General features: G+C 66.9%; 13 protein-coding genes. 4 read left to right on the top strand and 9 right to left on the bottom strand.

The genetic code is table 11. The features are described from left to right. From GOACH_RS23425 to rimP, 4 genes are all read right to left on the bottom strand, one after another. Positions 1-505: translation initiation factor IF-2 N-terminal domain-containing protein (locus GOACH_RS23425; RefSeq protein ID WP_005176841.1), on the bottom strand; the 505-nt coding region annotated here is incomplete at its 3' end. 79 nt (positions 506-584) lie between these two features. Continuing rightward, on the bottom strand, positions 585-902 hold the full coding sequence (locus GOACH_RS23420; protein ID WP_157227770.1) for a YlxR family protein: 318 nt from the start codon (positions 900-902) through the stop codon (positions 585-587). A 160-nt stretch (positions 903-1062) separates the two neighbouring features. After that, complete coding sequence (gene nusA / locus GOACH_RS15950) at positions 1063-2112, bottom strand: transcription termination factor NusA (RefSeq protein ID WP_005176834.1); 1050 nt, start codon at positions 2110-2112, stop codon at positions 1063-1065. A gap of 138 nt (positions 2113-2250) precedes the next feature. Beyond that, positions 2251-2796, bottom strand: a complete 546-nt coding sequence (gene rimP / locus GOACH_RS15945; RefSeq protein WP_005176832.1) for a ribosome maturation factor RimP — start codon at positions 2794-2796, stop codon at positions 2251-2253. A 210-nt stretch (positions 2797-3006) separates the two neighbouring features. Here rimP and GOACH_RS15940 point away from each other — a divergent pair, with 210 nt between their 5' ends. Continuing rightward, on the top strand, positions 3007-3576 hold the full coding sequence (locus tag GOACH_RS15940) for a hypothetical protein (protein ID WP_052004037.1): 570 nt from the start codon (positions 3007-3009) through the stop codon (positions 3574-3576). Continuing rightward, complete coding sequence (locus GOACH_RS15935; protein WP_005176828.1) at positions 3573-4007, top strand: ferritin-like domain-containing protein; 435 nt, start codon at positions 3573-3575, stop codon at positions 4005-4007. The genes GOACH_RS15940 and GOACH_RS15935 overlap by 4 nt, the downstream gene beginning before the upstream one ends. On the opposite strand, the gene GOACH_RS15930 is transcribed toward GOACH_RS15935, so the two are convergent. Beyond that, on the bottom strand, positions 4004-5740 hold the full coding sequence (locus GOACH_RS15930; protein ID WP_005176826.1) for a proline--tRNA ligase: 1737 nt from the start codon (positions 5738-5740) through the stop codon (positions 4004-4006). The two genes, GOACH_RS15935 and GOACH_RS15930, sit on opposite strands and share 4 nt — an antisense overlap. An 84-nt stretch (positions 5741-5824) precedes the next feature. Between GOACH_RS15930 and yaaA the strand changes: the two genes are divergently transcribed. Both yaaA and GOACH_RS15920 read left to right on the top strand, forming a co-directional pair. Further along, on the top strand, positions 5825-6565 hold the full coding sequence (gene yaaA, locus GOACH_RS15925; protein ID WP_040518963.1) for a peroxide stress protein YaaA: 741 nt from the start codon (positions 5825-5827) through the stop codon (positions 6563-6565). An 8-nt stretch (positions 6566-6573) separates the two neighbouring features. Further along, positions 6574-7308 (top strand): aminoglycoside 3'-phosphotransferase, encoded by a 735-nt coding sequence (locus GOACH_RS15920; RefSeq protein ID WP_005176814.1) that lies wholly within the window; start codon positions 6574-6576, stop codon positions 7306-7308. Positions 7309-7314: 6 nt separating this feature from the next. Here GOACH_RS15920 and GOACH_RS15915 read toward each other — a convergent pair whose 3' ends face one another. From GOACH_RS15915 to GOACH_RS15900, 4 genes are all read right to left on the bottom strand, one after another. Next, positions 7315-8868, bottom strand: coding sequence for an MFS transporter (locus tag GOACH_RS15915; protein WP_005176810.1), 1554 nt, complete (start codon positions 8866-8868; stop codon positions 7315-7317). A gap of 71 nt (positions 8869-8939) precedes the next feature. Then, on the bottom strand, positions 8940-10241 hold the full coding sequence (gene cobA / locus GOACH_RS15910; RefSeq protein WP_005176808.1) for a uroporphyrinogen-III C-methyltransferase: 1302 nt from the start codon (positions 10239-10241) through the stop codon (positions 8940-8942). A gap of 55 nt (positions 10242-10296) precedes the next feature. Continuing rightward, the gene (locus GOACH_RS15905) at positions 10297-10635 is read right to left on the bottom strand and encodes a hypothetical protein (RefSeq protein WP_005176802.1); all 339 of its coding nucleotides are present in this window, start codon (positions 10633-10635) and stop codon (positions 10297-10299) included. Next, positions 10632-11630 carry an acyl-ACP desaturase gene (locus tag GOACH_RS15900; RefSeq protein ID WP_005176800.1) on the bottom strand — a complete coding sequence of 333 codons (999 nt, stop codon included), beginning with the start codon at positions 11628-11630 and terminating at the stop codon, positions 10632-10634. The genes GOACH_RS15905 and GOACH_RS15900 overlap by 4 nt, the downstream gene beginning before the upstream one ends. Between the last annotated feature and the right edge of the window lie 40 nt (positions 11631-11670).

Below are 11670 nucleotides of genomic sequence, written 5' to 3'. Positions count from 1 at the left end.
AGTACGGGTTGTTGCCGACACGGGGTGCACGCGGTCCGGGCTTGGGGCCGGGTCGCGGGCTCGCAGGTGCGGGCGCTTGGGCTGCCGCAGGCGTCGAGGTCTGTGCCGGGGCCTGAGTCGGAGCTGCCGGAGCAGGCTTGGCCGCGGGAGCCGGTGCCGACTGCGCTGCGGCAGGGGTGGGCGCAGCGGTAGGTGTCGGGGCTGCGGGTGCGGGTTTCGGAGCCGCCGGCTTGGGGCCGGGGCGTGCCGCGCCGGGCTTGGGCGCAGCGGTGTTGTCACGAGCGGCAGAACCCGGCTTGGGTGCTGCCGACTTCGTGGAGTCGTTCTTGCTTGCTCCCCCGTTATCTGCGGGGAAGGATTCGCGGAGTCGGCGGGCCACTGGGGCCTCGACGGTCGACGACGCGGATTTGACGAACTCGCCCTGTTCTTTCAAACGCTCGAGCACTTGCTTGCTCGTCACGCCAAGTTCCTTGGCCAGTTCATGCACGCGGGCTTTGCCTGCCACTGCTCTCCTCACTTGGAGGCCGAGCGGCTTGCCCGCCACGGCCTCGGATTACGTCCGATACGTGCTCATCGTGGTGACTTCACGGTGTGCTCATGTCTTCTGCTACCTGTTCTGGCCCCATAGGGCCGCTCTCGTCCGTGCCCTCTCCCGACCGGGTGATCAGCACTTCTTCGAGGTCGGACTGGTCTACGACCAGCCCCGGACTCCTCAGTGCCCGGGCAAACGCGTGGCGTCGAACCGCGGCAGACACACAGTCTGCCGACGGATGCATCCACGCACCTCGCCCCGGCATGGTCCTCGCGACATCGACGACGACCCTCGACCCGCCGTCGCAAGCAGCTGCGACGACTCGGACCAGGTCTGCAATGCCGACTCGCTGTCGACATCCCAGACACATACGGATCGGACCTTGCGGAGAAAGACCCTGTGAGGAGTCGTTCCGCCGACCGGACCGGTTACCGCCGTCGGAATTGTTTCCACAGGAGGCATCCGGCCGCATTCGCGTGACCATCGATCAGTCTAGCGCGCCGAGGGCAGAACTGGACAACCGGTACTCATCACGCCCGGCCGGCTCCCGCCGCGCCCGACTGTCCGGCGGCCGAACCCGGCGCGCCCGGTGTCTCGTCGGCATCCGAGCGGATGTCGATACGCCAGCCCGTCAGGCGCGCGGCCAGACGCGCATTCTGGCCCTCCTTGCCGATCGCGAGTGAGAGTTGGTAGTCGGGCACCACCACGCGCGCGGCCTTCTGCGCAGCGTCGACGACTTCGACCGAGACGACCTTCGCGGGCGACAACGCATTGCCCACGAACACCGCCGGATCCGTGTCGTAATCGATGATGTCGATCTTCTCGCCGGACAACTCACTCATCACGTTGCGTACGCGCTGCCCCATCGGGCCGATGCAGGCACCCTTCGCATTGAGTCCGCTGACGCCTGTGTGCACCGCGATCTTCGAACGGTGGCCGGCCTCGCGCGCCACCGCGACGATCTCCACCGACCCGTCCTCGATCTCGGGCACCTCCAGTGCGAACAGCTTGCGCACCAGGTTGGGGTGCGTGCGTGAGAGCGTGATCTGCGGACCGCGCGGCCCGCGCGAGACACCGACGACATAGCACTTGATGCGATCGCCGTGGTTGTAGTTTTCCCCCGGCACCTGCTCGGCGGGCGGGATGATTCCCTCCGCGCTATTGGCGTCGCTACCGATCTGCACCACAACCATCCCGCGGGCATTGGCACGCGAATCCTGCTGCACCACGCCACCGACGATCTCACCCTCGTGGGTGACGAAATCGCCGAAGTTCTTCTCGTTCTCCGCATCGCGGAGGCGCTGCAGGATGACCTGGCGCGCCGTGGTGGCCGCGATCCGACCGAATCCCTCGGGAGTGTCGTCGTACTCGTGGACGACGATGCCGTCCTCGTCGACCTCCTGAGCCATCACCCGAACAGCTCCGGTCTTTCGATTGACGTCGATACGCGCGTGCGGCGCGAATCCGTCGGTGTGGCGGTAGGCGGTGAGCAATGCGGTTTCGATGGCGGTGATGACCGTGTCGATCGAGATTCCCTTGTCGGCCTCGATCATGCGCAATGCGTTGATGTCGATGTTCATGTGGGCGCTCCTATTCACTTGTCGGCTGCTATGGAGTTGTTCGGCTACTGGGGAGTTGTTCGGCTGGCTGGGATTCTGGGCTGGCTGGGGAGTTGTTCGGCAGGTGGACGTCGTCGACGTTCCGCAGACGTCGGGCCGCTACGAGGTGACGCTGTCGCGACGCTGCGCGATCTGTTCGTCGTCGAGTCCGCACAGGCGCAGTTCGGCGGCGCCGGGCCGGGAGAAGTCGACGTCGACCACAGCGCGCGTGACCGAGTCGAGTTCGACCGCGCGTACGCGGAAACGTCCGCGATCGTTACTGACGACGTCGACCTGACCGTCGTGCAGCGGACCGACCCTCCCGACGACGCGGGTCGGCTCGTCGCCGTCGAGGAGATCGATGAGAACCTTGCGTCCGGCTGCCCGTCGCCACTGCTGCTCGGTCGTGAGCGGCCTGTCGACTCCGGGCGAGGTGACCTCGAGCGTGTCGATGTCGGCGTAGGCCGGGTCGGCGTCGAGCGCGTCGGACAACTCGCGACTGAGGTCGGCGATCTCGTCGAGCGAGCCTCCGCCGTCCCGATCGACGATCACGACGACCGCGTCGCCGCCTGCACCCGCGCCGATCGTCACGTCCTCAACGTCGAATCCACGCTCGGCAACGAATGCGTCGACGAGTGCGCGGAGTTGCTGCACGTCGATTGTCATTGCTCCCCTCACTCCTCGTCCCCGCTAGCCTCACGGCGTCTTCGATTGTCGTTCTTGTCAATTGGCCTGCCGCGTACGGCGGCACCCCATTCTAGTCGATGCCCACGCCTCTTCAGACCACCGCGCGAGTACGCCCGATGAGATGTCGATGACCGTGACGACAACATGGCCGGTGCGGCCTCCGCACGGCCGCTCTGTGCGACTGGCAAGATGTGTCGGGTGAAGCCCGCAGCCCCCGATCAACTCGGCATCGTGGATCGCCGCACTCTCCTGCGCGGTGGCCTCGTGATCGGCGCCGGAGCACTCGTGATCGGCGCGTCCAGTGCCTGCGACAACGGCCCGACACCCAACGAGATCACAGCCACCGCGTTGCTCCCGCTGGCCCGCTCGGCCCGATCCGACGCCGCCGCCGCGCGCTCGCTGGTCCCTCGCCTGCCCGCGTACAGCGCCGCTCTCGCAGTGGTCGCCGATCAGCGTGACGCGCACGCGACCGCCCTCTCGCAAGAAGTACAGCGCCTCGACTCTGACATCGCCACCCAGCTGTCTGCCGCGCCTTCCGGCTCCCCGACGGCCGGCTCCGGCTCCGCGAGCGCAGCAGCATCGGCAGCGCCCACACCGGAGGCATCGACGACGGGCACGATCGACGACCTGCGCTCGACGCTGCGCGCATCAACTCGCGCAGCCCACGACGCCGCGGTCTCGTTGAAGGGTTACTCGGCAGGACTCGCCGGATCGGTGAGCGCATCCGTCGCCACGCTGGTGGAGGTCCAGCTCGCATGAGTGCAACCACTGAAGCTCTTTCCGCCGCAACCGACGCCGAGAACGCCGCGATCTTCACCTATGGGGTGACGACAGCTTTCGTCTCCGCGAGTCGACGCGGCACCGTCGCCGACTACGTCGCTGCACATCGCGCCGCTCGCGATGCCGTGAACACCGCGGTCACGGCAGCGGGCGGGACACCCCCCGACCTCGCGGCCGGCTACACGCTGCCGGTGCAGGTCACCGATCCCACGAGTGCCGTCCGTGCCGCGCTTGCAGCCGAAAACGATTGCGCAACTGCGTATCGCTCGGCGCTCGAGCGGGTCGACTCCGAGTCGGCCCGTCGCCTGGCGGTCGAGCAGCTCACCGAGTGCGCGCTGCGCGCCGCCACCTGGCGCGCAGCACTGCGCGAGAGCCCGGTGACCGTCGCGTTTCCCGGCCAGCCTGCTTAGCGCTGCTGTCGCACGGTGGCGACGATCGCCGACACCGCGTCGTCGATCGGCACCTCCGTGCTCTCTCCGGTGAAGCGGTCGCGGACCTCGACTACACCGTTGGCGTAGCCACGACCGACGACCACGACGACAGGCATCCCGAGCAGCTCGGCGTCCTTGAACTTCACCCCCGGCGATGATTTGCGGTCATCGAGGAGTACGTCGAGCCCCTCGGCGTCGAGTTCCTCGGCCAGTGACGTCGCGCCGCCGATCGCCGCCTCGTCTTTGTTGGCGATCACGAGGTGAACGTCGTAGGGCGCCACCTCGGCGGGCCAGCGCAACCCTTTGTCGTCGTGGTGTTGTTCGGCGATCACCGCGACCAGCCGCGAGACGCCGACGCCGTAGGAGCCCATCGTGAGTCGAACGGGTTTTCCGCTCTCGCCGAGTACGTCCACCTCGAAAGCGTTGGTGTACTTCTGGCCCAGCTGGAAGATGTGCCCGATCTCGATGCCCTTGGCGGCCACCAGTGGTCCCTTGCCATCGGGCGAGAGGTCACCGTCGAGAATCTCGGCGGCCTCGACCGTCCCGTCCGGCGTGAAATCACGACCCGCGACGAGGCCGACGACGTGCCGATTCGGCTCGTCGGCGCCGGTGATCCACGCCGAGCCATCAACCACCCGCGGGTCGACAAGATAACGAACACCGTTCTCGGCCAAGGCTTTCGGACCGATGTAGCCCTTGACGAGGAAGGGATTCGCTGCGAAGTCGGCTTCGGTGAGCAACTCCACCTCTGCTGGTTCGAGCGATGCCTCCAGCCGCTTGACGTCGACCTCACGGTTGCCTAGCACACCGATGCCCAGCAGTTCCCAGTCTCCGCCGGGCTCGCGCACCTTGACCATCACGTTCTTGAGTGTGTCCGCGGCGTCGTACGTACCGTCGAGCGTGTCGTTGGCCCACTCCACGAGCGTCTCGATCGTCGTGGTGTCGGGAGTCTCGTGGACCTGTGCGGGCCCGAGGCCGTCGAACGGGATCGGCTCGGGCGCAGGCGTGATGACCGCTTCGACGTTCGCCGCGTATCCCGACTCCAGGCACCGGACAAACGTGTCCTCCCCGACCTCGCTTTCGGCAAGGAATTCTTCAGACGCGCTGCCGCCCATCGCGCCGGAGGTTGCGGCGACGATCACGTAGCGAACCGCCAATCGCGCGAAGATGCGCTGGTAGGCGTCTCGATGAGCGATGTAGGAGGCCTTGAGACCGTCGTCGTCGAGGTCGAATGAGTACGAGTCCTTCATCACGAACTCGCGGCCCCGCAGGATGCCCGCGCGCGGACGCTCCTCGTCGCGGTATTTCGTCTGGATCTGATAGAGGATGACAGGCAGATCCTTGTACGACGAATACTCGCTTTTGACCAGTTGCGCGAAGATCTCCTCGTGGGTCGGGCCGAGCAACATGTCGGTGCCCTTGCGGTCCTTGACCCGAAAGAGATTGTCGCCGTATTCGGTCCAGCGTGCCGTCGTCTCGTACGGTTCGCGCGGCAGCAGCGCGGGTAGCAGGATCTCTTGCGCGCCGATGGAATTCATCTCCTCGCGGACAACCTTCTCGACCGCCTTGAGTACCCGCAACCCCAGGGGGAGCCAGCTGTACACGCCCGGCGCGACGCGCCGCACGTATCCAGCGCGGACAAGGAGCTTATGGCTGGGAACCTCGGCATCTGCCGGGTCATCGCGCAGCGTACGCAGGAACAGCGTCGACATCCGTGTGATCACGGTCGATAAGTCTAGTCGGCCGCCGCACCGCGCCTGTCGGTCCCGTCCGCGCCGCCCGATACAGTGTTCGACGTGCTCGTCATCCTCCCGCCATCGGAAACCAAATCCGACGGTGGTTCCGGCGCCCCTCTCGACCTCGCCTCCCTCTCGTTCGCCGAACTCACCCCGGTCCGCACGAAGATCGCCGATGCGATCGTCGAGTTGGCGAGTGATCTCGACGCCAGCATGAAGGCGCTCGGCCTCGGCCGGACCCAGATTGCCGAGGTCGACCGCAACGCCGACCTCTGGCTCTCCCCCACCCGGCCTGCCATCGAGCGCTACACCGGCGTGCTCTACGACGCCCTCGACCACGGCTCGCTCACCAGAGCGGGCAAGGCGAAGGCCGCCGACCGGCTCGCCATCGGGTCCGCGCTGTTCGGCGTTGTCCGTGCGAGCGACGCGATCCCTGCCTACCGATTGTCCGGCGGCTCCAAACTCCCCGGTTTCGGCACGCTCGCCTCGATCTGGCGCCCCGAACTGTCGGCTGCACTCGACGCCGTCGACGATTTCGTCGTCGACCTCCGTTCCGGGGTGTATCAGCAACTCGGCCCGGTCTCCGGGGCGGCGACCGCGACCGTCATGACCGAGGCATCGGACGGCAGCCGAAAAGTGGTGAGCCACTTCAACAAGCACTACAAGGGGCTCATGGCACGCGAGCTGGTTCGCACCAGACGCAACGTCCGCGACATCAACGCGTTGGCGGCGGTCCTCTCCGACGCCGGCCAACGCGTGGAGATTCCCAAGCCAGACGAGATCGTCGTGTTGACGGACTGAGAGCACCGATGACCGCTGCCGTCCCCCCGCATGAACCGCCGGACATCGTCGCATCGTGTGCCGACGGCGATGCGGTCACTCCGGTGTGGCGCAACGACCTCGGTGGCATCACGTATCGACTCGGCGAGGGGTCCACTGCTCGCTACCTGAAGTGGCAGCCCCTCGACCCCGAGGTGTCGGTGGACGCCGAGGCCCACCGACTCACCTGGGCCGCCCTCTTCGTCCGGTGTCCCACGGTGCTCGCCTCCGGGCATGATGACGACGCCGAATGGCTGGTGACGGCTGCCGTGCCCGGGGTTTCTGCGGTAGTCGATCCGTGGTTGCGCACACCGGATGTCACCGTCCCGGCATTGGGACGAGGTCTGCGACGACTCCACGACGCACTGCCCGTCGACTCGTGTCCGTGGACGTGGTCGCCCCTCGATCGCGTCGCCGACGCGCGATCGCGCGGGATAGATCTCGATGTCAGTACCGCGGATGCTCCCGTGATCGACCATGCGGTCGTCTGTCACGGCGACGCCTGTTCTCCGAACTTTCTGTTGTCCGCACCGGGCGAAGTGACCGCGTACGTCGATCTGGGAAGTCTCGGTGTCGCCGACCGCTGGGCCGACATCGCCGTGGCGGCGATGAGTACGCGGTGGAACTACGGCCCCGGCTGGGAGAAACCGCTCGTCGCTGCATACGGCGTCGACGTCGACCAGGACCGCATGGACTACTACCAGCGGTTGTGGGATGCCACGTGATCGAGGTCAGTCGTGCTGCGTCGTCTGCGCGATGTCGGGGTCGAGTCCGGCATCGGCGGCTTCCTGCGCCGCCTGGCCCTCGGCGACCTGCTCCGGAGTGAACCGCATGAAGAGCACCACGATCGCTGCGATCACCGCGATGCCGGCGCAGCAGGCGAAGGACAGGCCGTAGCCGTTCGCCTGCGCGTCGAGCTGGGCGGCGTTCATCGTTTCGACGGGCGCGGTCGTGCCGCCGAGCGAGAGCGCGCGCGAGGTCACCAGGGCGCCGACGGCGACGAGTCCGATCGCTCCACCGAGATTCTGTGCGACCTGGGCCAGCGCGGTCAGTGGTCCGATCTCGTTGGGTCCGACACCGGCGACCACTGACAGCGTCAACGGGATGACCGCGAACCCGACGCCCACGCCGATCACGACGACAGGAATCGCGATGCTCGGGAAGTAGGCAGGCTGCTTCGTGGCGATCGACGCCGCGTAGAGACACCCCGCCAGGATGATGGCGCCGCCGACCAACACGAGCCACCGCGGCTGGACGTGGAGGGCGAGCTTGGAGGCGAGCGCCGCCGCAATACCCAGCCCGAAGGCGAACGGCACCACCGCGAGACCGCTCTGTACGGGGCTGTACTTGAGGATGCCCTGCAGGTACAGCGAGATGAACACTGCCATGCACATCATGATCATGCTGGCGAAGAAGATGGCCACGAGTGCTGCGACGCGACTCGAATTGTCGAAGAGCACGAACGGCAGTATCGGATTGCTGGCCCTGCGCTCGACAACGATGAAGGCGAGCAGCGCGAGACCACCGGCGATGAACGACCCGACGACGATGGGACGCCCCCACCCGTCGGGCCCCTCGTTCACGGCGAGCACGAGCAAACTGCAGCCCAGCGTCGCCAACACCGCACCGGGGACGTCGAGGGACAGGCGGACGCCCTGGGATTCGCGCAGCACGTAGAAGGCCCCGGCGGCCACCAGCACACCGATCGGCACGTTGATCAAGAACACCAGCCGCCACGAGAGCTGGGTGAGTACACCGCCGAGGATCAGGCCCGCGACCGAACCCACGCCGGTCATCGCGGCGTAGATGGCGAATGCCTGACTGCGTGGCTTGCCCGGCGCGAATGTCGTGGCGACCAGCGCCATGGCGGTGGGTGCGGCGACGGCGGCCGACGCCCCCTGAAGCGCGCGCCCGACGATGAGGCTGGTCTCGTCCCACGCCAGTCCGCAGAGCAGTGAGGTGACGGTGAACGCGGCGACCCCGATCACGAACATCCGTTTACGCCCGAACGTGTCACCCAGACGGCCACCGAGCAACATCAACCCGCCGAACGCGAGCACATAGCTGCTGATCACCCAGTTGGCGCCGGATTCCGACAGATGCAGTGAGTCGCGGATCTTCGGCAGTGCCAGGGCGGCGACAGTGCCATCGAGCACCATCAGCAATTGCATTCCGGACAGGACGAGAATCGCCAGACCGAAGACGGGTCGGTACTGCTCGTTGCCGTTCGTGTTCGACGCCCCGGCCGCGATATCCAGCCGGTGTGCTTGCCCTGGTGTCGACATAGGGTTCGACGCTACCGCGCGGCTGAGCGTATGTGCCAATTCCCGTTGGCGGATAGCGGGCACGTGGCGCCCTACCCGCCCTCCCCCTCCGATGATCGGGTTCCCCGGCTCGACCGAACCCCGGCCCCCGCATCGAGGTCGCCGAACGCCGCGATCTGGTCCGCATCGGTGAAACCTGCGACCTCGCCGATCACGACGATCGCGGGCGGACGGAGCCCCTCACGGTCGGCGGTCTCGCCCGCGTGAGCAAGATCCGTGCGGATCAACCGCTGTGTGGGCAGCGAACCGTTCTCGATCATCGCAACGGGCGTGGTACCGGGCTTGCCACCGGCCAGCAGCGCGTCGGCGAAGACACCGACACGCTCGACGGCCATCATCAGGACCAGTGTTCCGCGCAGCCGGGCCAGGACCGGCCAGTCGATGAGCGAGTCCGGATGGTCGGGCCGGACGTGCCCCGACGCGATGACCACCTCGTGAGTGACCCCGCGGTGGGTGACCGGAATCCCGGCAGAACTCGGCACCGAGATCGGGCTGGTGATCCCCGGAACCACTGTCACCGGCACGCCTGCCGCCACACATGCCTGCAACTCCTCGAATCCCCGGCCGTAGACGTAGGGGTCACCACCCTTGAATCGCACGACGAACTTGCCCTCTCGAGCGCGCGACACCAGGACCTCGTTGATGGCCTCCTGCTTCATCGCCCTGCCGTACGGCACCTTCGCAGCGTCGATGATCTCGACCTGCGGGCCGAGCGACGCCAGTAGTTCGGGAGGAGCCAACCTGTCGGCGACCACGACGTCCGCCGCCATGAGGAGTTTCAGTCCGCGCACCGTGATGAGGTCGGGGTCGCCCGGCCCGCCGCCGACGAGTGCAACCCCCGGCGGGTGCGGCTCATCGTCGACGTCGAGCGACCCATCGGCCAGCGCCCGCGCAATGGCGGCTCGCACCGCGGCGGACTGCCGGTGGTCGCCGTGTGCCAGCACCCCGAACTGGACGTCTCGATGGCGACCGGAGGCCGGCGTGACCGCGGTGCCCCACCTGGCTTCGTCCGCGCGCACGCAGAACGTGTGCCGACGCTCGGCCTCCGCGACGACGGCAGCGTTCACCTCGGGATCATCGGTGCACGCCATGGCATACCAGGCTCCGTCGAGGTCACCATCGGCGTAGGCGCGCTTGTGTACGACGATCCCGGGAAAGGACTCGACGGCAGGGGTCGGGTCGATGGCCACCACCTCGACCCGCGCACCTGCGGCCACCAGGTTCGGAAGACGACGCTGCGCCACCGATCCTCCGCCGACGAGGACGACCTTCCGACCGTGCAGGTCGAGTCCGGCCAGATAGTGCCCGTGCGTGGAGGTGTGGTCGATCGGCATGCGTCCAACATTATCGGCGGCCGGCCACCTCTCGCGCGCCCTACCGGTGCCATGACTACAGGGGCAGCTCCCCGGTGCGTCGAACGTAGGACCACACATCGGCCGCGGGCACCCCCAGCCGGTGTGCAGCCGACTGCAGCAGCACCCCGAGGAGCATGGAGGAGCAGTATTCTCCAGTGGCCGAATCTGTTGCGTGAGTGCGGATCTCATTCCAGCGCGTCGGATTGTGCAGTGCAGCAGCCTCCGCCATGGCGATCGCCTCGTCGAACCCGGCGGGAACCTCACGATCGTCGCGGACGGCGGGTTCGCACGAACCACAGCAGCCGTCGCAGCCCCGGGCGTCGTCGTCCGCGGACGAGATCGCCAGCGAGAGCCTGCTGTCGACGACGGTCACGCCCCCGCCCTCGACTTCTTCGCCTCGCGCTCGAGAGCGCGTTCACGGGCACGCTCGAATTTCTCCACCTTGACGTTCATCTCCTCGAGATAGTCCGCGAGCTTTTCTCGGTACATCTCGCCCAGGGGCCCGAAATCGTCCCGCTCGAAGATCCGCCACTTGCGTAGCACCGGCATCACTACCTCCGAAAGGTGTTGCGGCAGATCGTAGATCCCACCCTTGGCGATCAGCACCGCGTTGCGCCGGAAGTTGGGCATCGTCGCGCCCGGCATCTGGAAGTTCGACACGATGCTGTAAATGGCGCACATGGCCTGATCGGGAACGAGATCGAGCGCCCCTGCGACGACGTTGCGATAGAAGAGCATGTGCAGGTTCTCGTCGGCGGCCACGCGCTGCAACATGCGATCGGCGATCGGATCGCCGCAGGCCTTCCCGGTGTTGCGATGGCTCACACGGGTGGCGAGCTCTTGAAAACTCACATAGCTGACCGCGAACAGCATGTCGAAGCTGTGATCGCGCTGCCCGTCGTCCTCGGGCAGCGGATTGAAGCCGGACGTCATGTGCGCCATCCGGGTCTCTTCGAGCTCCACCGGGTCGACGCCGCGGGTGACCACGAGGTAGTCGCGCATCACCGTCGAGTGCCGCATCTCCTCGGCGGTCCAGCGGCCCACCCAGAAGCCCCAGGCGTCGTCGAGAGAGAAGTTCTCGGCAATGACCCGGTGATACGACGGCAGATTGTCCTCGGTGAGCAGGTTGGTGATCATCGCGGCCTTCGCGACGTCGGACAGCTGCGACTGTTCGGGGTCCCAGTCGACCCCGCCGAGCGCTGCGAAGTTCCGGCCGTCGTCCCACGGCACGTAGTCGTGCGGATGCCAGTCCTTGGTCATCTTCATGTGCCGCTCGACCTCGGTCTCGCACACGGGAAGCAACTCCCGCAGCAGGTCCGATCCGGTCATTCCGGTGTCGCTGATTGCTGGCCCGATGAGGCTCGTCACTGTCTCTCCTCGATCTCGTCGTCGACGCTGCGCGAAACGG

Source organism: Gordonia aichiensis NBRC 108223 (assembly GCF_000332975.1).
Classification (GTDB): Bacteria; Actinomycetota; Actinomycetes; order Mycobacteriales; family Mycobacteriaceae; genus Gordonia; species Gordonia aichiensis.
The sequence above is the reverse complement of the archived record's forward strand: the minus strand, read 5'-3'. Positions and strand labels throughout refer to the sequence as shown.

Excerpts from the sequence above, each read along its gene's own strand:
- GOACH_RS15920 (WP_005176814.1), top strand. The coding sequence starts at position 6,574 with ATGACCGCTGCCGTCCCCCCGCATGAACCGCCGGACATCGTCGCATCG.
- GOACH_RS15930 (WP_005176826.1), bottom strand. The coding sequence starts at position 5,740 with ATGTCGACGCTGTTCCTGCGTACGCTGCGCGATGACCCGGCAGATGCC.
- GOACH_RS15940 (WP_052004037.1), top strand. The coding sequence starts at position 3,007 with ATGTGTCGGGTGAAGCCCGCAGCCCCCGATCAACTCGGCATCGTGGAT.
- GOACH_RS15935 (WP_005176828.1), top strand. The coding sequence starts at position 3,573 with ATGAGTGCAACCACTGAAGCTCTTTCCGCCGCAACCGACGCCGAGAAC.
- cobA (WP_005176808.1), bottom strand. The coding sequence starts at position 10,241 with ATGCCGATCGACCACACCTCCACGCACGGGCACTATCTGGCCGGACTC.
- GOACH_RS15915 (WP_005176810.1), bottom strand. The coding sequence starts at position 8,868 with ATGTCGACACCAGGGCAAGCACACCGGCTGGATATCGCGGCCGGGGCG.
- nusA (WP_005176834.1), bottom strand. The coding sequence starts at position 2,112 with ATGAACATCGACATCAACGCATTGCGCATGATCGAGGCCGACAAGGGA.
- GOACH_RS23420 (WP_157227770.1), bottom strand. The coding sequence starts at position 902 with ATGTGTCTGGGATGTCGACAGCGAGTCGGCATTGCAGACCTGGTCCGA.
- rimP (WP_005176832.1), bottom strand. The coding sequence starts at position 2,796 with ATGACAATCGACGTGCAGCAACTCCGCGCACTCGTCGACGCATTCGTT.